The organism is Maridesulfovibrio sp. (assembly GCF_963666665.1).
In the GTDB taxonomy this organism is placed as follows: domain Bacteria; phylum Desulfobacterota; class Desulfovibrionia; order Desulfovibrionales; family Desulfovibrionaceae; genus Maridesulfovibrio.
The window spans coordinates 3,803,509-3,830,110 of record NZ_OY762999.1 but is presented as its reverse complement, the minus strand read 5'-3'; the positions used below and the strand labels follow the sequence as shown (position 1 = coordinate 3,830,110).

General features: G+C 48.7%; 21 protein-coding genes. 11 read left to right on the top strand and 10 right to left on the bottom strand.

Going from position 1 to position 26,602, the window contains the following annotated elements:
• Positions 1-156 precede the first annotated feature (156 nt).
• Positions 157-576 carry a hypothetical protein gene (locus ACKU40_RS17520; RefSeq protein WP_320174076.1) on the bottom strand — a complete coding sequence of 140 codons (420 nt, stop codon included), beginning with the start codon at positions 574-576 and terminating at the stop codon, positions 157-159.
• A 411-nt stretch (positions 577-987) separates the two neighbouring features.
• Here ACKU40_RS17520 and ACKU40_RS17515 point away from each other — a divergent pair, with 411 nt between their 5' ends.
• From ACKU40_RS17515 to cutC, 3 genes are all read left to right on the top strand, one after another.
• A complete protein-coding gene (locus tag ACKU40_RS17515) occupies positions 988-1,833 on the top strand; it encodes a sulfide/dihydroorotate dehydrogenase-like FAD/NAD-binding protein (RefSeq protein ID WP_320174075.1) in 846 nt (281 codons plus the stop codon).
• Complete coding sequence (gene gltA, locus ACKU40_RS17510) at positions 1,823-3,238, top strand: NADPH-dependent glutamate synthase (protein WP_320174074.1); 1,416 nt, start codon at positions 1,823-1,825, stop codon at positions 3,236-3,238. Before ACKU40_RS17515 ends, gltA begins: the two co-directional genes overlap by 11 nt.
• Positions 3,239-3,514: 276 nt before the next feature.
• A complete protein-coding gene (gene cutC / locus ACKU40_RS17505) occupies positions 3,515-5,908 on the top strand; it encodes a choline trimethylamine-lyase (protein WP_320174073.1) in 2,394 nt (797 codons plus the stop codon).
• A 116-nt stretch (positions 5,909-6,024) separates the two neighbouring features.
• Here cutC and ACKU40_RS17500 read toward each other — a convergent pair whose 3' ends face one another.
• From ACKU40_RS17500 to ACKU40_RS17485, 4 genes are all read right to left on the bottom strand, one after another.
• On the bottom strand, positions 6,025-7,320 hold the full coding sequence (locus tag ACKU40_RS17500; protein ID WP_320174072.1) for an L-serine ammonia-lyase, iron-sulfur-dependent, subunit alpha: 1,296 nt from the start codon (positions 7,318-7,320) through the stop codon (positions 6,025-6,027).
• A 156-nt stretch (positions 7,321-7,476) separates the two neighbouring features.
• Entirely contained in the window at positions 7,477-8,673 is a 1,197-nt protein-coding gene (locus tag ACKU40_RS17495; protein WP_320174071.1) for a dicarboxylate/amino acid:cation symporter, read from the bottom strand.
• Between the two features lie 68 nt (positions 8,674-8,741).
• Positions 8,742-9,116 (bottom strand): RidA family protein, encoded by a 375-nt coding sequence (locus ACKU40_RS17490; RefSeq protein WP_320174070.1) that lies wholly within the window; start codon positions 9,114-9,116, stop codon positions 8,742-8,744.
• Positions 9,117-9,389: 273 nt separating this feature from the next.
• A complete protein-coding gene (locus tag ACKU40_RS17485) occupies positions 9,390-10,088 on the bottom strand; it encodes a PAS domain-containing protein (RefSeq protein WP_320174069.1) in 699 nt (232 codons plus the stop codon).
• Between the two features lie 185 nt (positions 10,089-10,273).
• Between ACKU40_RS17485 and ACKU40_RS17480 the strand changes: the two genes are divergently transcribed.
• Positions 10,274-11,275, top strand: coding sequence for a sensor domain-containing diguanylate cyclase (locus ACKU40_RS17480; RefSeq protein WP_320174068.1), 1,002 nt, complete (start codon positions 10,274-10,276; stop codon positions 11,273-11,275).
• A gap of 70 nt (positions 11,276-11,345) precedes the next feature.
• Here ACKU40_RS17480 and ACKU40_RS17475 read toward each other — a convergent pair whose 3' ends face one another.
• Together ACKU40_RS17475 and ACKU40_RS17470 are read right to left on the bottom strand one after the other, a co-directional pair.
• Positions 11,346-12,161, bottom strand: coding sequence for a TatD family hydrolase (locus ACKU40_RS17475; protein WP_320174067.1), 816 nt, complete (start codon positions 12,159-12,161; stop codon positions 11,346-11,348).
• Positions 12,162-12,336: 175 nt separating this feature from the next.
• Positions 12,337-13,320, bottom strand: a complete 984-nt coding sequence (locus tag ACKU40_RS17470) for a glycosyltransferase family 1 protein (protein ID WP_320174066.1) — start codon at positions 13,318-13,320, stop codon at positions 12,337-12,339.
• Between the two features lie 192 nt (positions 13,321-13,512).
• On the opposite strand from ACKU40_RS17470, the gene ACKU40_RS17465 reads away from it, so the two are divergent.
• From ACKU40_RS17465 to nhaB, 7 genes are all read left to right on the top strand, one after another.
• Positions 13,513-14,877 (top strand): sigma-54 interaction domain-containing protein, encoded by a 1,365-nt coding sequence (locus ACKU40_RS17465; RefSeq protein WP_407944340.1) that lies wholly within the window; start codon positions 13,513-13,515, stop codon positions 14,875-14,877.
• 3 nt (positions 14,878-14,880) lie between these two features.
• Entirely contained in the window at positions 14,881-15,216 is a 336-nt protein-coding gene (locus ACKU40_RS17460; RefSeq protein ID WP_320174064.1) for a NifB/NifX family molybdenum-iron cluster-binding protein, read from the top strand.
• A gap of 267 nt (positions 15,217-15,483) precedes the next feature.
• Entirely contained in the window at positions 15,484-15,837 is a 354-nt protein-coding gene (locus ACKU40_RS17455) for a response regulator (protein ID WP_320174063.1), read from the top strand.
• 41 nt (positions 15,838-15,878) lie between these two features.
• Positions 15,879-16,433, top strand: coding sequence for a CBS domain-containing protein (locus tag ACKU40_RS17450; RefSeq protein ID WP_320174062.1), 555 nt, complete (start codon positions 15,879-15,881; stop codon positions 16,431-16,433).
• 18 nt (positions 16,434-16,451) lie between these two features.
• Positions 16,452-17,921, top strand: a complete 1,470-nt coding sequence (locus ACKU40_RS17445; protein ID WP_320174061.1) for an SLC13 family permease — start codon at positions 16,452-16,454, stop codon at positions 17,919-17,921.
• A 141-nt stretch (positions 17,922-18,062) separates the two neighbouring features.
• Positions 18,063-19,502 carry a transferase gene (locus ACKU40_RS17440; RefSeq protein WP_320174060.1) on the top strand — a complete coding sequence of 480 codons (1,440 nt, stop codon included), beginning with the start codon at positions 18,063-18,065 and terminating at the stop codon, positions 19,500-19,502.
• 124 nt (positions 19,503-19,626) lie between these two features.
• Positions 19,627-21,117: a sodium/proton antiporter NhaB gene (gene nhaB, locus ACKU40_RS17435; RefSeq protein WP_320174059.1), complete on the top strand. Its 1,491-nt coding sequence runs from the start codon at positions 19,627-19,629 to the stop codon at positions 21,115-21,117.
• Between the two features lie 80 nt (positions 21,118-21,197).
• On the opposite strand, the gene ACKU40_RS17430 is transcribed toward nhaB, so the two are convergent.
• The 3 genes from ACKU40_RS17430 to ACKU40_RS17420 all read right to left on the bottom strand — a co-directional run bounded on the left by ACKU40_RS17430 (position 21,198) and on the right by ACKU40_RS17420 (position 26,450).
• Positions 21,198-23,513 carry a methyl-accepting chemotaxis protein gene (locus ACKU40_RS17430; protein WP_320174058.1) on the bottom strand — a complete coding sequence of 772 codons (2,316 nt, stop codon included), beginning with the start codon at positions 23,511-23,513 and terminating at the stop codon, positions 21,198-21,200.
• A gap of 222 nt (positions 23,514-23,735) precedes the next feature.
• Positions 23,736-26,048 carry a methyl-accepting chemotaxis protein gene (locus tag ACKU40_RS17425; protein ID WP_320174057.1) on the bottom strand — a complete coding sequence of 771 codons (2,313 nt, stop codon included), beginning with the start codon at positions 26,046-26,048 and terminating at the stop codon, positions 23,736-23,738.
• A gap of 171 nt (positions 26,049-26,219) precedes the next feature.
• Complete coding sequence (locus ACKU40_RS17420) at positions 26,220-26,450, bottom strand: hypothetical protein (RefSeq protein WP_320174056.1); 231 nt, start codon at positions 26,448-26,450, stop codon at positions 26,220-26,222.
• Positions 26,451-26,602: the final 152 nt, after the last annotated feature.

Sequence of the window (26,602 nt, the reverse complement as noted above, 5' to 3'; positions counted from 1 at the left end):
TTATATTAAAGAAAAAATCAGGTCTATAAAAATTGATACTGCTACTGCATTGCATTTCACAGTCAGGTGTTAGTTATTTCTCAGGGTTAAAGGGAATGGGAGATTGCACCGTGCAAGAAAACGGCTTAAGACTGTGGACTATGAATACTACTGGAATCAGACTTTGCCGAGAGCGCTGCCCGGAAGCGTATATTCAAGAGCGCCGGACTGTCGGGAATAGGCATTGATTGCCCTGGTCCTCATGTAACCGGTGCTCCCGGGATTGAACATGGCGGAATCCTCAGAAAAAGCCGTTTGAGTAAGAGCGAGCTGCTGATACACATTCTGTACGTGCTGCTCTTCGCTTTGAGTACGGGGATAGGTTTTTGATCTGAATTCGCGCGAAGCCTTTGCAGCTTCGTCCGGTTCAAATTCGAGGTCCTTTGCAGTGAAGTTAATACCGAGCTTGCCGATATTAAAGCCGAATTTACGCGTAACCACGCGTGCCTTCACCTTTTCAACTTCGGCTGCGGTGTCTCTGGACCACTTTTTCGCATTATCAGCATATTGGCTGATGCCCTGCGCTGCTATTCTCACTACTCACTCCACCAGAAAAAACCGTTCCGCGTACACAAAAAAAGGCCGACTGCCATTGATGGCAATCCGCCGTATCTGCGATTTTTCGCAATCATCCATGAAGGATACGCGGTATTTCCGGCTTCCGTCCGTGGAAGCTGATGAAAATAAACTTCTGCTAAGTTGTATTAAGATATAATACTTCAGTGCAGAATTGGCAAGAGGGCGAACCATGTAATCAAACTGATGGTAAGGCTTTGGCCGGCAAAAGCGGGAAAAAATTTGAAAGACTGAAAAAAACTTAGCGAGGGAAGCGCATATTTCAGTTTTTTCACAGAAAGGGAAAAGCCAAGACCTTATAATCAGTCTGAAACTTGCAATCCGGTGGGGAAAACCTTAACTTCCCCTGAAACTTAAGCAGTGTAGGAGATTATGAGCAACAAAATTCTGACTAAAAAAGCACTTATCCCAGGCCAGACATCCATGCTGGTCCTTGACTGTCCTCAAATTGCCAAAAAGGCTAAACCGGGAAATTTTGTAATTCTACGCATCCATGAAAAAGGTGAGCGCATTCCGCTGACCATTGCTGACACTGACAAAGAAGCCGGCACCATCACTATCGTATATCTCGTAGTCGGCAAAAGTTCAGCCCTGCTTGAATCATTAAATGAAGGGGACACCATCCTAGATGTTTGCGGTCCCTTGGGTAAACCCACCCATATTGAAAAATCCGGAACTGTCATCTGTGTGGGCGGTGGTACCGGAATCGCGGCCATGCACCACATCGCCAAAGGACATCACCTTGCCGGAAACCATGTTGTCGCCATTGTTGGCGCCCGCAGCAAGAACATGCTCCTTTTCTGTACCGAGCTGGGCTTCTTCTGCCCAGAACTGCTCATCGCCACAGATGACGGTTCCAGCGGCCACAAAGGATTTGTCACCGACCTCCTGCGCGAACGCCTTGAACAGGACAAGGATGTTTCAGAAGTCGTTGCCATCGGCCCCGTGCCCATGATGGAAGCGGTTGCCAAAGTAACCGAACCTTTCGGCGTTAAAACCACAGTCAGCCTGAACTCAATCATGGTTGACGGCGTGGGTATGTGCGGAGCCTGCCGTTGCAGTGTTGGCGGAGAAACCAAATTCGCCTGCGTGGACGGCCCTGAATTCGACGGTCATGAAGTTGATTTCAATGAACTGAGAATGCGCCTTAACCAGTATAAGGAGCAGGAAGACCTTTCAATGCAAATGTTCAGGAGTTGTAGCTGCCATGGTGAATAAACAGAACTTTACCCCTACCCGTACCCCCATGCCGGAACAGCCGGCTGATGTCCGCAACAAGAACTTCAGCGAAGTAGCCCTCGGTTACTCCAAAGAAGAAGCCATGGCTGAAGCTGCCCGCTGCCTGCAGTGTAAGAAACCCCTCTGCCAGAAAGGCTGCCCTGTTGAAATCGACATCAGGGGATTCATCAAGCATCTGGCTGACGGCGACATTCCTTCCGCGTACCGCGTTATCAAGGAAACCAACGCCCTGCCTGCTGTCTGTGGACGTGTATGTCCGCAGGAATCCCAGTGTGAAGGCTCCTGTATCCTCGGCAAGAAGTACGAACCTGTTGCCATCGGACGCCTTGAGCGTTTTGTTGCCGACACCTTCGACAGTGATTCCGCATGTGAAATGATCACCGGACACACCGCTTGCGCCCTGCCCAACGACCAGTTCAAGGTCGCCTGCATCGGCTCCGGGCCTTCCAGCCTGACCGTAGCCGGATACCTTGCCGCACGCGGAGTTCCTGTAACAGTATACGAAGCCCTGCACGAAGTCGGCGGTGTACTGATTTACGGTATTCCTGAATTTCGTCTGCCCAAATCCATCGTTGCCCGTGAAGTGGGTGCGCTCTGGTCCAAAGGCGTTACCTTTCAGCCCAACTACGTGGGCGGTAAGACCGTAACCGTGGACGATCTCTTCGAAGACGGTTTTGATGCTGTCTTCATCGGCGTTGGTGCAGGACTCCCGTGGTTCCTGAACATTCCCGGTGAAAACCTTGTCGGCGTATACTCCGCCAACGAATACCTGACCCGCATCAACCTCGGTCGTGCCTACGACTTCCCCAACCACGACACCCCCGCTCCCAAAGCCCGCAACGTGGCTGTAATCGGCGGCGGTAACGTGGCTATGGATGCTGCCCGCACCGCCCTGCGTCTCGGCGCTGAAAACGTGTACATCACCTATCGCCGTACTCAGGAAGAAATGCCTGCCCGCCTCGAAGAATTGCATCATGCCATTGAAGAAGGCGTACAGCTTGAGCTGCTGACTTCCCCCATTGCCATCAACGGTGACGAAAACTCACATGTTAAGTCCATGACCCTGCAGGTGATGGAACTTGGCGAACCAGATGATTCCGGCCGCCGCCGTCCCGTTGCTGTAGAAGGAAAAACCAAGGAGCTTGAAGTCGACATGGTTGTCCTCGCAGTAGGAACCGGAGCCAACCCGGTACTGCTCGAAGCTACCCCCGGCCTTGAGCTCAACAAATGGGGCTACATCGTAACCAACGCCGAAACAGGCGAGACCTCTATTCCTAATGTATACGCTGGCGGTGATATCGCAGGCGGGTCCGCAACAGTAATCTCAGCCATGGGCGCAGGTCGCCGCGCGGCTAAGACTATCGCGGAAAAACTGGGAGTTTAATTGCCTCCAGCGGCTATCCGAGGGCCAAAGAAACTTTTAAGGGTTTAATTTTGTACTGACTCCCTTAAAAATTTTTTAAAAATCTTAAAGACGAAGCAGGATCATTTCTGCTTCGTCTTTTTTATGCAAAAATTTTAACGTTCCCCTTAGCTGGAGGGGGTTTGCCCTGTTCTAATTTTTTTATAAACGCAGACAATAGGAAGGGATCAGGAGAAATTGCGTTACGCTTTATGCTTCTGCTGTTGATAATGTTTTCTACGGGAATGGGGTTCTACAATGAAGACAGATTACACAGAGAATTTTATTACTGACAGGATTAATAAACTTAAAGCTGAATACCTTAAGGTTAAACCCAGCATTTCAATTGTCCGCGCTCAGGCTTTTACTGAGGTTACCCGCGACAATCCCGAGCTGCCTGTCACCATTCGTAGAGCTATGGGGTTCAAACGTGCCTGTGAAATCGCGCCCATGTACATTCAGGAAGGCGAACTCATTGTCGGTCATCCTTGCGGCAAACCGCGCACCGGATCTTTTTCCCCAGATACCGACTGGCAGTTGATCAGCAACGAACTGGATACCATCGGAACACGCTCTCAGGACCCCTACCAGATAAACGATGAAGACAAGAAACTTTTGCAGGAGGAAATCTTCCCCTTCTGGAAGGGTAAATCCATTGCCGAAGCCTGCGAAGCAGAGTTCCGTAAAGCCGGAATCTGGGAATTCGGTGCTGAATCCTGCGTCAGCGACCTGACCTACCACATTTCCAGCGGCGGTGGTGACACCAGCCCCGGCTATGACATCATCCTATTTAAAAAAGGCATAAACGGCGTAAAAACAGAAGCAGAAGAACATCTTGCCGAACTTGAAAAATCTGCAGATGCAGATCAGGAACGGATCAATTTCTACAGAGCTTCCATCATTACCTGTGAAGGAATCCTGCTCTACGCCAAGCGTGTTGCGGATTACGCAAAAGAACTGGCTGCAAAAGAAGAACATCCGGTACGCAAAGTTGAACTGGAACTCATAGCCGAGATCAACGAACGAGTTCCGGCCAATCCGCCCAAGACTTTCCATGAAGCCCTGCAGGCTGTATGGACTATTCAATCCCTGTTCCTGCTGGAAGAGAACCAGTGCAGTACCTCCCTTGGCCGTTTTGACCAGTATCTGCTGCCCTGCTACGAAGCCAGCATCAAATCCGGTGAACTGGATAAGCAGCAAGCCTTTGAACTGATGAGTTGCTTCATACTCAAATGTTCCGAAATGATCTGGTACACACCGGAAGGGACCGCAAAATACTTCGCCGGATACATGCCCTTCATCAACATGTGTGTTGGTGGTATCAAACGCGAAGGCGGCGACGGCACCAATGATCTGACCTACCTGATCATGGATGCCGTAGCCAAAGTCGGTGTTTACCAGCCTTCGCTGGCCTGCCGCATCCATAACCAGTCACCCCGTGAATATCTGCAGAAAATTGTGGAAGTTGTTAAATCCGGCATCGGCATGCCCGCCTGCCATTTTGACGATGCCCACATCAAAATGATGCTCCATAAAGGCTTCGATTTCGAAGATGCCCGCGATTACTGCCTCATGGGTTGTGTTGAACCTCAGAAATCAGGCCGCATCCACCAATGGACCGCAGGGGGATTCACCCAGTGGCCCATCGCCATTGAGTTTGTATTTAACCGTGGTGTTCTCAAATCCTACGGTGAGAATAGACAAGGACTCGACACAGGCTCCCTTGAACAGTTCAACAGCTATGAAGAATTCGATGCCGCAGTCAAAAAGCAGCTCGATTACATCATGGAAATCACCGCGCAGGGAACGCTTATTAACCAGAAGCTGGTCCGGGATCTGGCCCCCACCCCGTACATGTCCCTTTTTGTGGACGGCTGCATGCAGAGCGGTAAGGACGTCACCGCCGGTGGAGCCTGCCTGTACGAAGGTCCGGGAACCATCTTTGCCGGACTGAACACCTACGCCGATTCCATGGCTGCCATTAAGAAGCTGATCTTCGATGACAAGAAGTACACCCTCGCCCAGTTGAAGCACGCTCTTGACTCCAACTGGGAAGGGTACGAGGAAATGCAAAGAGACTGCCTCGCTGCTCCCAAGTTCGGTAATGATGATGACTACGTCGACCTGATTACCTCCGACATCATCGACTACACCGAAAAGACCATGAACGGTCACAAATCATTATACGCCCGCATGATCCACGGAACCCTCTCCCAGTCATTCAACACCCCGCTGGGAGAAATGATCGGGGCCACCCCTGACGGACGCATGAGCGGAATGCCCCTCTCCGACGGCATGAGTCCTACTCAGGGAGCCGATACAAAAGGCCCTACCTCTGTGATTAAATCCGTGGGCAAACTCAATGTGGAATCCATGAGCCTTGGAATGGCCCATAACTTCAAACTCATGCCCGGTTCCCTCGATTCACCGGAAGGTGAAAACGGACTCATCGCTTTGCTGCGCACTGCCTCCGTGCTCGGCAACGGCCAGATGCAGTTCAATTACGTTGATAACGATACCCTGCTCAAAGCCCAGCAGAACCCTGATGATTATCGCGGCCTCATTGTTCGCGTGGCTGGATACTGCGCTTTCTTTGTCGAGCTCTGCAAAGAAGTTCAGGACGAAATCATCAGCAGAACTATGCTTGAGTAATAAACAACCTCCTCCACTCAAGCAAAGTAAAGCCCCCGGTTTGTGGTAAAACCGGGGGCTTTTTTATTCAACCCGAGTGAGGTCGGATCTTAAGGGGGAGGTGTAGTTCTTAAAAACTATGCTGCAGGGGCAGTGGTGTGCTTTCCGGTCATAATCTTGAGGATAACCTTATCAGTTTGAGCCATGCCCACGGAACCGAGCTGGCCCACGTTATGGATGCAGGTCTCAATGTCATCATCAAGAATACCGTCTTTACCGGGAATGGAAATACCTTTCATAGCCAGCAGAGCGGAATTGATGGCCGCTTCAACTGCGGAAGATACCTTCAGAGCGCAGGAGGTCTTTGCGCCGTCGCAGATCATTCCGGCAATATCACCGAGAGTGTTTTTAATGGTACTTTCCACTTCTTTCAGTCCGCCGCCGAGGATAAGTACAATGCCGCAACCGGAAGCTGTTGCTGCAAGACTGGCCCCGCAGAGAGCGGAAAGCTTACCGAGATGGCTCTTCATATGCACTGCGGAAAGGTGGCTGAGAATCAAAGCCCTGATAAGCAGTTCTTCACTGGCATTACGACGTCTGGCAAAAGCCACAACAGGCAATGTTGCAGTCAGGCCCTGATTACCGCTGCCGGAGTTGCTCATTACCGGCATCTGAATGCCTTCCATACGTGCATCGGAAGCTGCAGCGGTCAGTTTAATAGCGTAGGAGACAATATCATCTGAGCGGATACCGTCTTCAATATCCTTGGCAATGGATTTACCGACTCTGAGGCCCCAATCGGCAGCAAGGCCTTCAGCGGCAACCTTTTCATTGAGTTCCACAGCTTCAAGAATGAAACGCAGGTCTTCCAGCGGAGCTTCAGTAGCGTATTCAAAAATTTCTTTCATGCTCATGGTGCAACCGGAGTCTTTTTTATCTTCACTGAGCCACGGCGCAGAGAAAATTTCTTCACCATTTTTTTCCACCAGCACAATGGCTGCATGCGCACGTGCGATCACACAACGGGCGGAATCTTCTCCGGCTTCAACGATCGCTTCCACGTAGAGCAGTTCTTCAGTATCAGCCAGTTCAACATGCAGAAGGCCGTCAGCAATAAGTTTCTTGCCTGCCGCCAACTGCTGGGCATCAAGGTCACGCAGAACTTCCAGTGCCAGTTCTGATTTACCGCCGGTAACACCTACAGCAGCGGCAATATCCAGACCGGTCATTCCGGTGCCGGGGACACCCACGCCCATGCCATTCTTAAGCAGGTTGCCGCTTACTTTCACAACTACCTTTTCAGCCTCTTTACCGAGGGTTTCAGCAGCCTTGGCAGCGGCAAGGGCGATGGCAACAGGCTCTGTACAACCCAGAGCAGGAACAACTTCACGTTTGAGAATTTTTGCGAATTCAGACCATTTTTTATTGATCATACTATGGTGCCTCCGGCGGCTTAAACCCCTTTTCAAAAGGGCTTAAGAATCCCAAAACCTTTTAGTTTGGCTTCGCCGCTGTAAATATTAAATTTGTGCTTTTCTTAAATCCCTGCGGAGCCACATGACTCCGCAGGGTATAATGGAAGACCGGGCTTAAGATGCGCGGACTTTATCGAGTTCACCGTTGCGGTTGAAAATACCTTCCATCATCAGAGCAAGTGCACCGTCACCAGTTACGTTACAAGCAGTACCGAAGCTGTCCTGCAGGGCGAAGACTGCCAGCAGCAGTGCTACTCCTGCGGGGTCGAAGCCGAGTACGCCTACAACGATACCGAGGGAAGCCATAACGGTTCCGCCAGGGACACCGGGTGCGCCGATTGCAAAGATACCGAAGAGCAGAATGAACAAAGCCATTGTGCCGACAGAGGGAAGGGTGCCGTAGAGCATCATGGAGATGGTCATGGCAAAGAAGGTTTCAGTCAGAACGGAACCGCAGAGGTGGATGGTTGCACCGAGGGGAACCATGAATTCAACGGTATCCTTGCACAGCGCCTTGGACTTACCTGCACATTCAAGGGAAACAGGCAGGGTTGCGGCACTGGACATGGTTCCTACCGCAGTGAGGTATGCGGGAGGATAATGTTTGAAAACTTCAATGGGGTTACGTTTGGAAATGATTCCGGCAAGGGTGTACAGGAAAGCAAGCCAGATAAAATGCCCGATGAGGACGATTACAATAACTTCGAGAAAAACCGGGAGCTGCTTGGTAAGGCTGCCTTCGTATGCAAGACCGGCAAAGGTGGTTGCAATGAAGAAGGGCAGAACAGGAATGATGATACGGTTTACAACCTGCATCATAATGCCTTCAAATTCGCCGAGCATGCTTTCAAAAGTCTTGGCTTTAACCCAGATGGTTGCAATACCGAGTATAATTGCGGTTACCAGCGCGGTCATAACAGACATAATCGGCGGAATGGACAGCTGGAATACAACTTCAGGAAGCTCGCGAAGACCTTCAACCTGTGTGGCAATGGAAAGATGAGGGATAAGAACATATCCGGCAACTGCAGCCATGGTGGCAGCACCTGCGGCGGAAAGGTAAGCGAGACCTACGCCTACACCCAGCATCTTGGAAGCGTTCTGGCCCAGTCTGGTAATCGCAGGAGCGATAAAAGCCAGAATAACGAGGGGAACAGTATAGAAAATGAACTGACCCATTACATATTTAGCAGTAACCACAACTTCCATTACCGCATGGTTGGCAAATAGACCGATTACAACACCGGCCGCAATACCGATGAGCAATTTGATGATCAGCCCGAACTCTTTGAATTTTGATTCCTTAGACATTTTCCACTCCTTTGTAAGAGCCGCAAACGGCCCTGAAATTTCACCCGGCAGCACCCCAGCCGGATTAACTATTTAGCCGCAACAGCCTCAATCTCTACAAGAGCACCGAGAGGGAGGTTCGCTACTTCAAAGCAGCTGCGTGCGGGAAACGGCTTAGAGAAATAAGTCGCGTAAACTTCGTTGATGGCAGCGAAGTCCCCGATATTCTGGATCAGCACGGTGGTTTTAACCACGTCATCCATGGTCGCGCCGGCTGCTTCAAGAACGTATTTCAGGTTGTCGAGAGCCTGCTTAGCCTGCGCTGCAGGGCCTTCAGGCATTTTTCCAGTCTCAGCATCAATGGGCAGCTGGCCGGAAGTGAAAACCATATTTCCTGTTTCGATTGCGTGAGAGTAGCAGCCTACTGCTGCGGGAGCCTTCTCACTTACAACTACTTTTTTCATTCCTATCTCCTATATGGATATTTTCTTTATGTTCAAAAACAACCTTCACGTTGCTACGAATTCACGTATAGCGATAAGAAAATCACACGTCAATAATTTTTTATTCAAACAAGAAAAATTTATTATCAAAAGATAAAAATACACTATTGAGTAAATGAACACTTACTTTTTTTCGAAATAAGTAAACATAGACCTTTTAACACTCAAAAACAAAAAAACCGGACTAAACTCGCAAGAGTTCAGCCCGGTTCAAAACTGCTATGACCGTGAGAATTATTTATCGTTAATCTTCTGCAAATAACGATAAACTGTGGCCTCTGAGACAGCCAAATGTCTGGCTACATCCTTGATAGCCCCTTTGAGCATGAATACTCCACGCTCATCAAGAGTTGAAACCACATCCATTTTTTCATCGGAAGTCATACGCTCCGGAAGGATATTGGTATCTGATATAACCCGTACAATCAGCGATTCTGTCAGGTCTTCCATGGATTTCGGAAAAGTCTCGCTGTGCTCTTCCTCTTTTGCTGAAGCGGAGAAATCTTCTTTGCGTACACTGCGATCAAACCCGGCACTGTGAATAACTTTATTAATAAGGTCACGGGCGGCCAGCATGTCGGAGGTGTCCATGTTCAGGCAGAGCATGCCGAGCAGCTCCCCTTCTGAATCCTTGATGAAATATGTTGCTGAATGAAGGATATGGCCGTTTCTGCCCTCAGTGGTATAGCCCATCATCCAGTCTTTCTCCCGGTAGACCTCATTCACCATGAACTTAAGGGCCAGATCGGTCAGCGGAGCGCCTATTCCGCGCCCGGAAATATGTTCGTTGGCAATGGCAAGTACCGAATTTTCCTTGCTGGTAGTATCATGCAGGACTACCTCGCAATTTTCGCCCAGAAATGTTCCCAAGAACTCAACAAAAGGAACATAGTTATCAATCTTTCTTGGTTTAGCTTTGGATTTGGCTGGCAAAAGACTCTCCCTCATAATAATTTTTTATCAGCTCCAGAATTTTTTGTACTCATGATAATTTTTTTGTCAATCCTACTTTTAACAAAACCGATTTGCGCAAATTTTCACTAAAACCTAACACTGTATTTTTGTTCGCACCCGTTGTATGCTTTAAATTACCTTCCAACATCAACACCTTACTGAATATGTCCATTGATAAATTCGATTTTGACTCGACCCTGCTGACCGTGAATTTCGCGACCCGTCTTCTGGCTATGGAAGTTGACCGGGACATTCTTGTTGACCGAGTTCTGGAAGCATTTTGCGACCTTGGCAACTGTCAGGACGCAACCCTGATGATGTATGATGAATATGACCAGCTCAAAGGAATTGCCGCTTCACTGCAAAGACGCAGATTCATAATTGATGAAGAAATCCCGCTGACAAAAGCAATGGAAGAGGCCGCCCAATCCCTGAAACCGGTAGTCCGTCCGGTCTGCGACGATTCAGTATATCCCCTGCCGTCCAAATGTTGCGATACGGACAAAACCTGCCTCTGTGTACCACTGGTCGGTTCCCGAGACCGCATCAGAGGATTTGTGACTCTTTACCGTGCCAAGGAACAACAGTGGGATATTTCCGAACTTTTTCAGTTGGGAATAATATCTACGGTAGCAGCAATTTCTTTCGAAAATTCAAGACTTTTCCGCCAAACCATAGAAGACAGCCTGACCGGACTGTATATGCGCCGCTATCTTTTCATCAGGATGCGCGAGGAAATACAACGATTCAAACGCCGCGGTGGTCCGCTATCCGTGATTATGATTGATGTGGACAATTTTAAGATCGTAAATGACACATACGGGCATGCCACCGGGGATGTGGTCCTGCGTTCCGTGGGCCATATCCTGCACGAAAACAGCCGTCAGGGAGTAGATATTCCCTGTCGTTACGGCGGAGAGGAATTTGTTATTCTCATGCCCGGTTCAGAAAAAAAAGAAGCTGAAATTGTAGCGGAAAGGATCAGGGCTGCCTGTGAAGCCGCAAGCATTTCCGCACCGGAAGGAAGAATACGGATCACTGCCAGTTGCGGAATTGCTTCTGTTGAAGAATGTCAGGAAGCGTCTGCCGATGCCTTGCTGAGTATTGCAGATAGACGTCTGTACAACGCCAAGGAGTCCGGGCGTAACCGGGTGGTAGTAAAATAAAAGACTGACAGCTTAACGCTGCCAGTCCATCAAAATTTCAATTCGCCCGGTGTGCTCGTCTACACGTTTGCTACAGCCCAAAGAACTCATGCGCGTTGTCTGAACAGGCTTTCCAGAGTTCATTCACTTCCATGCCCTTCAATTCCGCTACCTTGGCGGCAGTGAAAACCACAAATGCAGGCTCGTTGCGCTTACCGCGCCACGGTTCAGGAGTCAGGTACGGACAGTCAGTTTCCAGAACCATACGCTCTACCGGAATGGACTTAACCGCTTCCTGCGCAAGCTCATTCTTTTTGTAGGTAACAGGACCGGGGATGGAAATGTACCAGCCGTGATCAATGATGCGCTTCGCGGTTTCCGCATCACCGCCGAAACAGTGCCAAAGCAAAGGCTTGCCGGACCAACCGAAATCTTCCAGCACCTCAAGGGTCCGCTCATGGGCATCACGACTGTGGATAACCACCGGAAGCTCCAACTCTTCAGCCAGCTGGAGCTGCTTGCGAAACACATCTTCCTGCACATCGTAAGGGACACGGTCCCAGTAGAAATCAAGCCCGATCTCACCAACCGCCTTCAAACGCGGATCAGCCTTGAAAGCCTCGCGCATGGCATCAATATCTTCTTCCACGAATTTACCGGAATCATTGGGATGTACGCCCAACAAAAAAAACACTTCCGGATAATCCGCAAAGAGTCCCTTGTTTTCATGGTAGGCCTGCGGCCCCAAGAATACGTTACCGATTTTGCCGATTCCGCTTTCCTTGGCCCGGGCCATAACTTCCGGCAGGTCTTCGCGGAATTCATCCTGATCCAGATGGGCATGGGTTTCAACGCCCGGAATATTTATGCCCACGTTCTGGGGCAATGCTCTTTTTTTCTTAGCCATTTTATTATTTGATGCGCTACGCGCTTTTTGTTGAAAAGATTTTGCCTCCGGCGGCTTAAACCCTTTTTGTAAAAAGTGTTTAAGAATCCCAAAAACTTTTAGTAGGGGATTTGAACTTTCACGGAAGGCTGTGTCTGAGAGGCACAAATTTCAATCTGAAACGAATAAGAAAATCTTAAAACTTGTCCCAGATATCCAGAACAGTCTTTTCCTGCTCTTCCATAGTATATGAACGGATGGTCTGTTGCCCTGCTTCAAGAGCACTGTCAAGGATGGGACCGCCATCGCGCCAGAGATTAATGGCTTTTTCAAGGTTGAAAGCAGCATCAAGCACGTCAGCATCTGCGGACCAGAATCCGTTGCCGGACCACGGCACTTCACGCAACGGCCACCATGGTTTGAAGGTTGCGCCTTTAATCTGGCGCATGTAATCCCAACCTCCAAAACCGGAAAATCCTACGGGAATACAGCCGGAAGCTAGAGATTCAAGAGGCGGCAGCGGGCAGCCTTCAGGAAAACCGGAAACAAGAAAAATGTGGCAGGAACGCAAAGTATCAGCCACGCCTTGCGCATCCATCCCGGAAATCTCCACCCAGCGGACCTCAGCACCGGAGTTACGGGATTCAAAAATTGATTTTATCTGGCTCACAAGAGCCTTATTCTTGCGCGGCATGTAAGCAATCTTGATCTTCCCGCCGGGCTTTTTTTCTGGAGGAGAAAACAGTTTCGTATCAATCCCCGGCCTCAGGATCGGCGAAACCTTGCCAACGGTCTGCTGCATGAACCATTCAACAGGATGGGAAACAGCCAAAAAAGAAACCGGCAGATTAGCCCACGAAACACCATCCGGCAAAGACGAAAACAGATAGGCCCAGTTCTGGCAGTAAACCACACAACGCGCCCCGGCATTCAATCCCGGCGCGAGGCTGTTCACCCAACCCTCAGGCACCAGCCAGAGATCTTCCGGGGTCAGTTCAACATCATCCCAATGAACGGGATCAGGATACCCTTCCGCGATCTGCGGCATCCAACTCCCTTTTTCCCGCATGACAAGCTGAACATCCTTCCCGTGACGGACAAGAATTGAAGCAATCTGGCAAAATACTGTGATCCCACCGGTAGGCTTACGAACCGGAGGTATAAATATATATGTTTTCATAATTTGTTTCCTTGGACGGAACATACAACTGATCCAATTAAACAACAACTATCCCAAACAAAGCAGTGAAACCCTATTAAAAAAGTTGGGGATTCTAAAAATCTTTGCATCAAAAGCGCGATAGCGCATCAAAAACATTCATGTTATCAAAACAACGTGACAAACGAAGCCCAATATATAATCAGCGGCCTGATGGGCCAGCAATTCAAACTCCCGGACCTTTTAAACGAGGTTCCTATCGGTATTGCTGTGCTCGACATCGAGGGCAGGGTCAAACTGGTCAACCGCGCATGGCAGACCATCACCGGAGCTGATCCCGATTCCATGCAGGACTTGAAATGCTACCTCGGACTTCGTTGCGACTATTGCTTCAAAGGCTGCCCGGTCATGGCCGACAAGGCGGATTTCCAAACAGTATCTGTAGATGCGGATATTATCGACCGCACCAGGGCCAAGGTCCCCATCCGGCTCAATATTTCTCCTATCGTCAACAGCGACAATGTCATTTCCGGATACATCGAAACCATTCAGGATATCCGTCAGGTCGCGGAACTTAGCAGCACAGCCAGCAAAGCATACTCGCTGGGCGGATTAATCGGTACCAGCCCGGAAATGGTTAAAATTTTCAGCATGGTCCCTTCCATTGCTGCCACGGACTCATCAGTGCTGATCACCGGTGAAACCGGAACAGGTAAGGACGTACTGGCCGAAGCCATCCACAATGCCTCGGACCGTGCAGGAGCACCTTTCATCAAGGTGAACTGCGGCGCCCTGCCGGAAACCCTGCTCGAATCCGAATTGTTCGGACATGTGAAAGGAGCTTTTACCGGAGCGAACGAAGACCGTCCCGGACGAATCAAACTGGCCCATAACGGTTCCTTCTTTTTGACCGAAATCGGAGACCTGCCACTTCCCCTGCAGGTAAAACTGCTTTCCTTTCTGGACGATAAGGTAATCTACCCGCTGGGCAGCTCTCGTGGTTTTAATGCCGATGTACGTGTCATTGTGGCCACCCATCGGGACCTGAAAAAGATGGTTCAGGACAAGACCTTCCGCGCCGACCTGCTCTTCAGGCTGAACGTGGTCCATCTGCACCTGCCGCCCCTGCGGGAACGCGGCGACGATATTTTATTGCTCAAAAATCATTTCCTCATGGAATACTGCAATAAATTCAACAAGAAGATCAAAGGTTTCTCCAAAAAATCAGCCAAAATTTTATCGGCCTACCGTTACCCCGGCAACGTGCGCGAACTGAGCAATATCGTAGAATACGCGGTCAACTTCTGTGACCGGGATTTAATCGGGTCCGCACACCTGCCTGCATATCTGACCGAACAGGATATCCTGCGCCCGGTCACCGAATCCGTCCATGCAACTCAGGAAATAACCGCCCCTCTTGGATATTCCTCGGCCCAGAGCTGGGATGATGCTGAAAAGCAAATGATCATGGATACTCTGCTCAAATGCGGAGGAAGGAAAGGTGAAGCCGCATCAAGACTGGGCTGGTCCCGCGCCACCCTCTGGCGCAAGATGAAAAAACACTCCATCAGCGGATAAATTATGTCGCATAAGATCATGATCCCCCTGCTTAACAATGAGGTAGCCCCCCGTTTCGACCTTGCTACCGACGTAATGCTGGTCAAAGTGAAATCCGGCGGAGAACTCAGCGAACGCATTATTGTTTTACCGCAGGCTTCCGCTGATGACCTCTGTGCTCTTGCGACTTCCGATAACACAAACGCCGTGGTCTGCGGCGGAATTGATGACGAGCATTACCAGTATCTAAAGTGGAAAGGGATTGATGTTCTCGACGATGTCATCGGCCCGGTAGAAAACGTCCTTCAAGCATACAAAGACGGGACCCTTTCCCGCGGCGATAATTTTTATCGCAAATAGCCCGCAATATAACTCCCTATAAAACAACTACGTTTTTATCACGTCACCCTGTTTTGTTTCTATTTGTTTCATTTTGTTTCTTGAGAAACTTTTCACAATATTTCATTTTGTTTCAACAAAAAGAAACAAAAAATCTTCCTCCAAGCTTAAAACTCTGTTATACATGGAATTATTTTATCTGGCACAACGAGTGCTTTAGGAAGTCGGGTGCTGCAAAGGCCGAATCCCCGGTCAGCGGCGAAGACAACATTCTGAAGCATGAAAATAATGATTGTTGAAAAGGACTCGGAATTTCGTGAACACCTTGTACTGCGACTCAGGAGTGAAGGCCTGAACGTCACAGAATCCGGTAATCTGGACGAGGCAGAAGAATTCATCCGTAAGAACAAACTGGACGGCATAGTGCTGGGTCTCTCTGAATTCGGACGGAGTTCTTTAAAATTCATGGAAGATATTTCAACAACCGTTCCTGATTTGAAAGTTGTTCTAATTAATCGGCACAATAAGATTCCGCTTTCCATTGAAGCAATGAATCTGGGGGCATGTGCTGAAATTTCTGTTCCGGTGGATATTGCCGCGCTAATAAAGACACTGCGCAGATTCTGCGCACCTGAAAACTAAGCGCTAAAGTCCTGCCCGGACAACCTAAATAGGGGGAAAATGTGAAAAATTTCAAAGCAAAAGACCTGATGATTCCAGCAGATGAATACTGCCGGGTAAAAAAAGACACCACACTTCACGAAGCAATGGCACAACTGGTCATACAGAGTGAAAAGAAGGGTCTTTCACATCCGCATCGTGACCTGCTGGTCGAGGACGAAGAAGGCAAAATCATCGGAAAAGTAACCATGCTCGATATTTTTAAATCTATGGAGCCGAATTACTTCAAAAAGGAAACCGGCAGGCACCAAAACGCCTTAACCAGAGAGTACGTCCAGAAAATTTATACCGACTTCAACCTCTGGTCTGAACCGTTGAGCACTCTCTGCCAGAAATGTGCAGCATTGAAAGTCTCAGAACTGATGCATACCCCGCACCTGACTGAAATGATTAACGAGGATGACAGCATCGATAAGGCTCTGCATTCATTTGTACTCGGCCTCCACCAACCAATTTTGGTCCAAAAAGACGGCAATGTAACCGGGGTGCTGCGCCTTGGGGACATTTTTGAAAACATCAGAAAAGCAATTCTCGCCTGCGAGATTGAAACAGCCTAATTGTAAGGAGCTGAGATAATGACTGCTGAAGTTGCAACCAAGCCCGGATTTGATTTCAAGAGGCTGTTCTTCATGCTGCTGGGCATTGCCCTGTTCGCTATTGTCTATTACTGCCCGGCATGGCCCGATGCAGTAGACCCCGGCGGGCAGCATTTTGTTTTAAGTAAAGAAGCTAAAGGCGCTATCGGCGTTTTTCTGCTGGCAGGTACATGGTGGGTTTTTGAAGTTGTACCCATCGGCGTAACCTCACTGGCCATCGGCGTACTTCAGGCCATGTTCTTTATCCGTGACCCCAAGGTCGCCTTCAAAGATTTCATGGACCCATCCGTTCTCTTTATCTTTGCATCCATCATGATCGGCCTGGTTTTCACCAAAACCGGACTGACCAAGCGTCTGGCTTACAAGATGCTCATGGTTGTCGGCGAAAAGACCAGCCGCATCTATCTGGGCGTATTCGTTGTAACTGCCTTGTTGACCCATATCATGGCTCACACCGCTGTTGCTGCGACTGTCTACCCGCTGCTGCTGGCAATCTACTCCCTCTACGGCGAAGGGGACAAGCCCACCAAGTTCGGTAAGGGCCTGTTTATCGGTATGGCTTTTGTTGCCGGCGCCGGCTCTATCGTCACCCTGCTCGGTGCTGCCCGTGGCGCAGTTGCCATCGGCTTCTACAACGAGATTCTGGGCAAGGACATCACCTTCTTTGAACTGTCCTACTACATGGCCCCCATCGGCTGGACCATGATCTTCCTGCTTTGGGGCTTCTTCATGATTTTCCTGAAGCCTGAAAAGGCAGTTATTCCCGGACTGCGAGAAAAGGCAAGAGAACTCAACAAGCAGATGGGTCCGCTGTCCCGCGATGAAAAGCTGGCCGCAGTTCTTGTCGGTGGTGTAATTCTGGTCATGAGCCTGAGATCCTTCATCCCCGAACTGAAGGCCATCGACAAGACCTCCATTATCCTGCTTTCATCCATTTCCTTCTTTGTATTCAAGATTCTGGACATCAACGACCTTGAAGATATCCCCTGGAACATCATCCTTCTCTTTGCTGGTGCCATGTCCATCGGCTTCTGCCTCTGGGATACCGGCGCGGCTAAATGGATGGCGGTCAACTGGCTGGTTCTCTTCCAGGATTCAAGCGGATTCGTATTCATCATGTCCATCGCCTTCTTCGTCTTGATGATGACCAACTTCATCATGAACGTAGCGGCAATTGCAATCTCGCTCCCGGTGGCCCTTGTTATCGCGCCTTACCTCGGCGTGGCTCCGGAAGTAATCCTCTTCGCAGCTCTGGTTGTTGCGGGTATGCCTTTCCTCCTGCTGGTGGGTGCGGCTCCCAACGCCATTGCCTACGACTCCAAGCAGTTCACCACCGGGGAATTCTTTATGTACGGTATCCCCGCAAGTATCATGCTGCTGGTTGTTGTCGCGATATTCGTCAAGATCATCTGGCCCATTATGGGTATGCCCGTCTTCTTGCCGGGTTAGCAATATCAAGTTATAAGGGACTATTAAACATAGGGCAGGACGGTTCCGGCAAGGCATGCCGGAACCGTCCGACTTGTGAAAACCCTGCAGCCGGTTTCCGCCTACGACTTCCGGTGCTCAACCAAAAAGCGAGAAGGATTTATGAAACAGCTGGATAAGCTTATTGACCATATTGTCAACCGAGTAAACGTTAACCTGCGCGAGCCGCTTGTGGATGTAGGACCTTACATTAAGGGCCTTATCCCCGAAGACAGCTTCGCTCTTTACTACGCATTCTACTCTCTGACCTACAACCACCCTCTCATGTTTAACTTCCGCCACTCCAGCATTGGCGGGACGTACTTCCTCGGCAAGTGTAAAGTAAACCACTCTATCCTCTATAAAAGTGATATCCGTGGAGATGAACTCAAGAGAAAAGGCTGCGAGGTAGAAGTCAACGGGCAGAAAATCAAGCTCCGCGACGACGAAGTCATTAAGATCCGCGACAGTTTTCTGATGAAAACCCTCGTGCACAACAACTCCCACGACCCTGAAAACCTTGAATGTTTCAAAATTTCAAACACAGTGTCTCTGCACTACGCAAATATTCACGGAACTTCCGTGGAAGGCTGTTTCCTAGAGCCTTTCTCCTCAGTTGACCTTTCCATCTGCCACGACTGTGCAGTTGGAGCATACTCATACGTTCAGGCCGGAGAACTTTCCCACAAGCGCATTAAAGCTGGTCGTGTATGGGTCAAGAGGGACGGCGCATTTGAGTTCAACTACCAGTACCCCGAAGAAGTACTCTCCAAGTACATCCGCATGGAGAACAACAGGCCCAAAGGAATTCTCATGGACTTCTTTGATGACCGCAAAGAAGACTTTGTTCCCATCTACTCTTCGGTTAAGCCCGAACTCGCAGTCAACGTGCCCAAGGGAGCATCGGTGAGCCCCTATGCCGTCCTTAAAGGTGACTGCAAGGTTGAAAAAAATGTTCTCGTGGCCCAGAGATCATACATTGAGAACTCTACCCTCGGCCCCGGCGCCAATGCGCAGGAAAACTGCTATATCATCAATTCCACCTATGAAGGAAATGACGTTACCGCTCACGGCGGTAAGGTTATCCACTGCCACCTTGGACAGCAGGTATTCGTAGGTTTCAATTCTTTCCTCAATGGAAAAGAGAATGCCAAGGTAACAATCGGAGCTGGATCGATTATCATGCCTCACACTATAATCGACGCATCAGAGTCCTTGAAAATACCTGACAATTCTCTTGTTTGGGGCTATATCAGCAAGCAAGAAGATCTCGAAATGCACTCGATTCCTCTATCTGACTTCGCTGCACTCAAAGGCCAGTTCCGTCTCGGAAACATGACCTTTGAAGGTATCGGAGCAAAATTTGTTGATGGATTCCGGCACCGTATCGAACATATTCTCGAAGCAAACGGTGCATTCTGGGATGGTACCGAAGAAACCGCGGGCCATTCCCAGCAGACTCAAGACATCTCCTTCAATATCCTTCAGCCTTATCCTGAAGGAGAATTGCAGGGACTCTATCCGGAACTGACAATCGACCCGCTGGTTCCCAGTGATTTGTAAGGTAGCATCTCCGAAGTATTTTTTTTCGGAAAACCAGACCAAATTCATGCAGATGGATTTGATCTATGCTAAATTAGAAAACACAGCTCACTAGGTTCCACACAAAAGGCAAAAGGAGTAACCCGTGCCCAAAACAATATCACAGGCGTTGCAGAAGAACCTACTAGGTAATTCTCCCGACTGGTACAAACTGACCATTATCGGTTTTCTCGTACTCAACCCAATCCTTCTGGCCGTTGCCGGACCGTTTATCACCGGATGGGTGTTGATCGGTGAATTTATCTTCACCCTTGCTATGGCCCTCAAATGCTACCCCCTGCCCGCAGGTGGTTTGCTCGCAATCGAGGCCGTGGCGCTCGGTATGACTTCACCGGATACAGTGTACAAGGAAACCCTGCACAACTTCCCGGTCATTTTGCTGCTAATGTTCATGGTTGCAGGTATCTACTTTATGAAAGACATGCTCCAGTATGTTTTCACAAAGATCCTGACAAAAATTAAATCCAAGATCATCCTTTCACTGCTGTTCTGCTTTGCAGGCGCTTTCCTGTCAGCATTCCTTGACGCGCTGACAGTTACCGCGGTTATCATCGCTGTGGCATACGGATTCTACGGAATATACCATCGCTTTGCCTCTACAGGTAAATGCTCCGTATCAGATGACTCCCTGCTTAAAGGCGAATGCGTGAGCCACCTTGGAGAATTCCGTGGTTTCCTCCGCAACCTGCTCATGCATGGTGCAGTAGGTACAGCTCTTGGTGGCGTATGTACCATCGTAGGTGAACCTCAGAACCTGCTCATCGGGCACGTGATGGAATGGCACTTTGTTGAATTCTTCGTACAGGTTGCCCCTGTTTCTATGCCTGTTCTTGCTGTAGGCCTTTTGACCTGCATCATGCTGGAAGTAACCGGTATTTTCGGATACGGATTCCAGCTGCCCCAGAACGTGCGTGAAATCCTTGAAGAAGAAGCACGTAAAAACGATGCTGAAATGAGCCTGAAGAAAAAAGCAGCCCTGTTCACTCAGGCTTGTGCAGCTGTCTTCCTGGTAATCGCACTGGCACTGCATATCGCAGAAGTCGGTCTGATCGGTCTGGCTATTATCGTTGCTCTGACCGCTCTTAACGGCGTAACTGAAGAACACCAGATCGGACACGCATTTGAAGAGGCTCTGCCCTTTACCGCTCTGCTGGTTGTTTTCTTCTCCATTGTCGCGGTAATCCACGACCAGCACCTCTTTGCCCCGATCATTCACTACGTACTCGAACTTGAAGGCAAAACCCAGCTGGCAGCTTACTACCTTGCCAACGGACTCCTTTCCATGATTTCGGACAACGTATTCGTTGCAACCGTATATATTTCCGAAACTCTGAAAGCATTCCAGGAAGGCATCATTGACCGTCAGCAGTTCGACCTGCTCGCAGTTGCCATCAATACCGGTACCAACATCCCCAGTGTTGCAACTCCTAACGGACAGGCTGCATTCCTGTTCCTGCTGACCTCCGCCATTGCGCCTCTTATCAGGCTCTCCTACGGCGAAATGGTCAAGCTGGCCTTCCCTTACACTGTAACCATGTCTATCACCGGCCTAGCCGCTGTATGGTACTTCCTGTAAAAACTGGCCAAGTCAGAAAAATTAAGGCCCCTTCCGGTTCTCCGGCAGGGGCCTTTTTAGTTTCAAATCCTGAAAACTGCTTACTGCTGCATGCGGGCGATGATTCCGTCCAGTTCTTTTGCCAGCTCAGACATCCGACTGACAGCTTCCGCTGACTCATTCATGGCCTGCGCAGTTTCTCCGGCGATAGTGTTGATCTGTCCGGTAGAACGGCTGATCTGCTCACTCGCTGCAGACTGCTCTTCCGAAGCAGTTGCAATGGAACGAACCTGATCAGCGGTCTCGGAAATTTTCTCAACAATCTCCTTCAGGATATCACCGGACTGGTTAACCAATTCGGTAACTTCGCCGATAGCCTTGGTTGACTTCTCGGTATTGGCAATATTTGTTTTCGCACTTTCCTGAATGCGGCCTATATATTCGCCTACCTCACTGGTGGCATTCATAGTGCTCTCTGCAAGCTTGCGAACTTCATCGGCAACAACGGCAAAACCGCGTCCGGCATCCCCGGCGCGGGCAGCTTCAATAGCGGCATTGAGCGCCAGCAGGTTGGTCTGGTCAGCAATATCACTGATCACACCCATAATATTACCGATACCGTCAGCCTGCTGTCCAAGATCCGCCATATCCTTCTGCATCTGATCGGACTGGACACGAACCAGTGCAATAGTCTCAACAGCCTGTACAACTTTCTGCTCACCTTCACCAGCCTTCTTCTGAGACTCATCTGCAAGTTCGGCGGCAGTAGAAGCGTTACGCGCAACCTCAAAAACAGTGGAATTCATCTCATCCATAGCAGTTGCGGCCTCGCTGGCCATAACCGACTGTTCCTCTGCACCGCGGCTCGACTGCTCAACCTGTGCAGCAAGGGCTTCAGAAAAACTGGACACCTGATTGGAGACTTCAGTCGCATTAGCCGCAGCCTCTGAAATCATAATGTTGTTTTCTTCGATACGCCTCTGCTGCTGCTTAATCTCAGTCATATCGGTAATCATAATAAAGGCGCCAAGCATCTGCCCATCCAAATCAAAAAGAGGTGAAGCATTCACCAGCACATTACTGATTCCGCCACCTTCTACAGGGAGTTCTGCTTCAATATTCCTCTGAGCAGCATTTTCAGCCATTACCTTACCGGCAGTTGTGGGCCTGCTGGACTCACTATACACAATATCCCCGACAGTACGGCCTAAGTAATCCTGAGGATTGCCGCGCTTGCCCACCAGATCAAGCATATCCTGATTCAGAAAAAGAGCTTTTTCGTCTGCATCAGCCACAATACATGGAATGGAAATACCATTCAGTACACCTTCGGAAAATCCGAGCTTGTTTTTCAATTCCGCGACCATGTGGTCAATATTCTCGGAAAGATCCTTAAGTTCGCATACATATTTACCGGTCAATTCAGCCTTGAAATTTCCATGTGCAATTTCGCTGGTGAAATCGCGGATAGTAGCCATGGGTCCGGTAACCAACCTGCGAATAGTAAAAACAATAACGCCGACAAGAAGCAGGACCATCACAGAACCCATCGCAATGAGAATGTTACGTTCCTCAATTGCGGCCCGACTCAAGTCGGAAACATAGGCGGACATGCAGACCACCCAGCCAGTGGAAGGCACAACCTGAAACATCTGGACCTTAGCCCGGCCTTCCCATTCATATGCGGTCTTTCCCTTTTGTGAGGCAAGGCTGTCCTTTACAAACTGATGGCTGGTAAAATCTTTAAGGAGAATTTCCTGATTAACCTTGTGCGCGATCATGCGCCCGTTTTTATCCAGGATATAGGCATAACCATCATCCCCAATGGAAATATCACCGATCATGGCCAATGAATATTCCTGCCAGTCCACTGAAGAGAAGAAACCACCCAGAAGCTGTCCCTGTCCATTACGGACCGGGACGGCCATGACTACAATGTAACGACCATCAAGCTTGGACTTTAAAATTTCGGAAATGGCAAAATTCTTGCCACTCAATACTTCCTGCACATATTTGCGGGAGCTCAGATCTGCCCCTGCTGCGGACTGGCCATTTTCCTTAAGCCCGAAAAGAATCTTTCCATCAAGGCCAAAAGCTCCGAGTGAAGCAAGCTTGCTGTTGTTCCCCATCTTCTTACGAAGATGTGTCATTATCCCTTCCCGGTAACTTTCATCTGTAAATGCATCCTGCAGCTCTGCATTGCTGGCATAGTCAGCAAGGTCACTTTTGGAAAGTTCCAAGAACTGCTCCACTTCGTTGACTATTTTATTGTTCAGCACTTCCATGTTCTGTTCCTGAATTTTCAGAACTGCTGAATTTGTCATGGAGCTGACTACCACCACTAAAGATATAACCGAAACTGAAACTATCACAGTAATCAAGACTGCAAGAGCGCTATTGATACTCTTAAATTTCATTATTGAACCCCTTATGATTGTCTATTAACACACGCCATTAATCATTAGGTAAAACCATTAATACTCCCAGACTAAAATCATATTATTTTCATCTGTGTTACATAAATTTATAATTGCTCTTACGATGGCATGGAGAAGATCATTGTCTCAAAAATAAGTCCCCATACTGATTTTACAGCATGGGGACTATAACATGTTACAGTAGCAACAGTACTACTAATATCAATTCTGCATACGCCCGATGATCGCATCCAATTCTCTGGCCAAGCCGGACATACGACTGACCGCTTCTGCGGATTCATTCATAGCCTGTGCTGTTTCTCCGGCTATAGAATTAATCTGCCCGGTAGAACGGCTGATCTGTTCGCTGGCTGCGGACTGCTCTTCCGATGCAGTTGCAATGGAACGCACCTGATCATTGGTTTCGGAAACCTTATCCACTATATCCTTCAAGACTTCACCGGACCGATTGATCAAGTCGGTAACTTCCATGATGGCCTCAGTAGATTTTTCCGTATTTTCAATATTTTTGCGGGCACTGGCTTGGATGCTGGAAATATATTCTCCAACCTCATGGGTGGCAGTCATAGTCTTCTCTGCCAGCTTACGGACTTCATCAGCAACCACGGCAAAACCACGCCCGGCATCACCGGCGCGGGCAGCTTCAATGGCGGCATTAAGCGCCAGCAGGTTTGTCTGGTCGGCAATATCGCTGATAACCCCCATGATGTTACCGATGCCTTCGGCCTGTTTACCGAGGTCGGCCATATCTTCCTGCAGCTGTTCTGATTGGGCTCGCACCTCGGTGATAGTCGAAACCGCGTTGGCAACCATGCGTTCACCTTCACCGGCTTTTTTCTGAGACTCAAGGGCAAGGTCTGCGGCAGAGGAGGCATTTCGTGCGACTTCCAGAACAGTGGAATTCATTTCATCCATGGCAGTGGCAGCCTCACTTGCCATTACCGACTGCTCTTCCGCACCACGGCTGGACTGCTCCACCTGCGCCGCAAGGGCTTCGGAAAAGCTGGAAACCTGATTGGAAACCTCCGTGGCACTGGCTGCAGCTTCAGAGATCATTATATTGTGCTCTTCAATCTTCCGTTGTTGAGTGCGAATTTCCGTCACATCAAACCAAATAGCCACGGAGCCCAGCATCTGCCCGTCCATATCATAAAACGGGGTGGTCGAGACCATGATATTCTTATGCGTACCGGAAAAAGTCGTATATTCAGTTTCCTGCTGAATCTGGCATTCTTTAGCTATTGCCTGCTGTGAAAGAGTTTTCCTGTTTCTATCTCCAAAGAAGAACTCGCCCGCAATCATGCCGACGACATCTTTAACTCTGACCCTGCTTTCGATCAGTTCGCAAATCTGTGAGTTGACCCAGGCAATTTTTCCGTCAGGACCGACAATACAACATGGAAGAACAAGCCCATTAAGAACACCTTCTGAAAAGCCAAGCTTATGCTTCAATTCCACAACCATATATTCAACATTGGCAGCAAGATCTTTAAGCTCGCAGACAAACTTCCCGTTCAACTCTGCTTTCAGGTTACCGGCAGCGATCTCGCCGGTATAATTCCTGATAACCTCCATGGGCTTGGTTACCTGCCTGCGAATAACAAATACAATCATGCTCACCAGAATAATGATCAACAATATCCCCAATCCGCCGAGAACATTGCGCTGCTGTGTTGCAGCCTCCGTCAGGTCCGATTCATAAGCCGACAGGCAGACAACCCAATGAACCAGAGGAACTCTTTTAAAAGAAATTACTTTTTGCTTCCCTTCCCACGAATAAGAGAGAAAACCGTTATCCGCAGACAAACTCCTGCGCACAAAGTCGTAGGAGGAAACATCTTTCATAATAAGTTTGGTATCGTTATGAGCGATGATATGGCCTTCATTATCCAGCATAAAAGCATATCCATGCTTTCCTATACTGATATCACCTATTAATTTCTCAACATATTCTTCCCAACTGTATACTAAGAAGACACCACCGAAAGCCCGTCCGGTCATGTCTTTGATGGGTGCTGCAAATGCGAGATTATATCCTTTCAACCCATCATATTTAAACAGGTCTGAAACAGAATATTCCTTACCGCCAAGTATTTCCTGCAGATAAGGACGGTTTTTAAGATCCATACCTTTGAGGCTCTGTCCGGACTTGGTCCACCCGTAAACCACCTTCCCGTTACGATCGACAACACCGATAGCATTGGCTCCTTCATGCTGATCCAAAGCCTCCTTAAGAGATTTGCTGGCGCTGCTCAATGAGTACGAATCAACAAAGGCACGGTAGTATTCCTTATTTTTGGAAATTGTTTTCAAATTGACAATTGCTCCGGATGCAAAAGTTTCTATCTGCTGCCCGAGTTCATTATTAAGCACTTCCATGTTCTGCTTTTGTATACTGTATACAGCAGATCTGGTCATTGTATTGACTACTAAAACCAGAGATACAATAGCAATAAACACAACAATTGCTATCAAAACAGCGATTCTGCTGTTTATATTATTCAATTTAATCATGATTCCCTCTCTGCTACGTTTTAATTTGCAAATAACCCCCATACACTTAATGAAAATAAAATCAAACACGTAAGCACTTACTGGTAACAGCCTGAAAATACGGGTAATTTTATCAAAAAAAAGACCCCGAACCGCATACGCAGTCCGGGGCCCTTATAATATAAGGCGTCTTTATTTTGATTTATTATAATCTTCCAACAATCCATTCATCTTATTAAGAATTTCACCGCGTTCCTGCGCTACTTTCTTCCACTTCTTCTTTTCACTCTTCAAAGCCTCAATGGTATGCAGCAGATCCTGAATCGTGTTGGCGGGATAACCATGCTTGGCATAACTTCCCTTACGAAGTTCTTCATCATTTCTCTGGCGCAGAGCGCGTAACTGACTTGCTGATAATATCATAACTCATAAGCGGTTAATGGTTCCGGTCAGTACACAAATTACATTCTGACAACTTTCAACGCAAGCACTTATAAAACGATATAAAGGCACATAAGAAAAAAGTCCGGAAAAGCACTTTCCCGGACTTTAAAATTATCAATCTGTGCACCGGA

Excerpts from the sequence above, each read along its gene's own strand:
- ACKU40_RS17465 (WP_407944340.1), top strand. The coding sequence starts at position 13,513 with ATGGGCCAGCAATTCAAACTCCCGGACCTTTTAAACGAGGTTCCTATC.
- cutC (WP_320174073.1), top strand. The coding sequence starts at position 3,515 with ATGAAGACAGATTACACAGAGAATTTTATTACTGACAGGATTAATAAA.
- ACKU40_RS17500 (WP_320174072.1), bottom strand. The coding sequence starts at position 7,320 with ATGATCAATAAAAAATGGTCTGAATTCGCAAAAATTCTCAAACGTGAA.
- ACKU40_RS17515 (WP_320174075.1), top strand. The coding sequence starts at position 988 with ATGAGCAACAAAATTCTGACTAAAAAAGCACTTATCCCAGGCCAGACA.
- ACKU40_RS17490 (WP_320174070.1), bottom strand. The coding sequence starts at position 9,116 with ATGAAAAAAGTAGTTGTAAGTGAGAAGGCTCCCGCAGCAGTAGGCTGC.
- ACKU40_RS17475 (WP_320174067.1), bottom strand. The coding sequence starts at position 12,161 with ATGGCTAAGAAAAAAAGAGCATTGCCCCAGAACGTGGGCATAAATATT.
- ACKU40_RS17460 (WP_320174064.1), top strand. The coding sequence starts at position 14,881 with ATGTCGCATAAGATCATGATCCCCCTGCTTAACAATGAGGTAGCCCCC.
- ACKU40_RS17495 (WP_320174071.1), bottom strand. The coding sequence starts at position 8,673 with ATGTCTAAGGAATCAAAATTCAAAGAGTTCGGGCTGATCATCAAATTG.
- gltA (WP_320174074.1), top strand. The coding sequence starts at position 1,823 with ATGGTGAATAAACAGAACTTTACCCCTACCCGTACCCCCATGCCGGAA.
- ACKU40_RS17440 (WP_320174060.1), top strand. The coding sequence starts at position 18,063 with ATGAAACAGCTGGATAAGCTTATTGACCATATTGTCAACCGAGTAAAC.
- ACKU40_RS17430 (WP_320174058.1), bottom strand. The coding sequence starts at position 23,513 with ATGAAATTTAAGAGTATCAATAGCGCTCTTGCAGTCTTGATTACTGTG.
- ACKU40_RS17480 (WP_320174068.1), top strand. The coding sequence starts at position 10,274 with ATGTCCATTGATAAATTCGATTTTGACTCGACCCTGCTGACCGTGAAT.
- ACKU40_RS17445 (WP_320174061.1), top strand. The coding sequence starts at position 16,452 with ATGACTGCTGAAGTTGCAACCAAGCCCGGATTTGATTTCAAGAGGCTG.
- ACKU40_RS17470 (WP_320174066.1), bottom strand. The coding sequence starts at position 13,320 with ATGAAAACATATATATTTATACCTCCGGTTCGTAAGCCTACCGGTGGG.
- ACKU40_RS17420 (WP_320174056.1), bottom strand. The coding sequence starts at position 26,450 with ATGATATTATCAGCAAGTCAGTTACGCGCTCTGCGCCAGAGAAATGAT.
- ACKU40_RS17425 (WP_320174057.1), bottom strand. The coding sequence starts at position 26,048 with ATGATTAAATTGAATAATATAAACAGCAGAATCGCTGTTTTGATAGCA.
- ACKU40_RS17455 (WP_320174063.1), top strand. The coding sequence starts at position 15,484 with ATGATTGTTGAAAAGGACTCGGAATTTCGTGAACACCTTGTACTGCGA.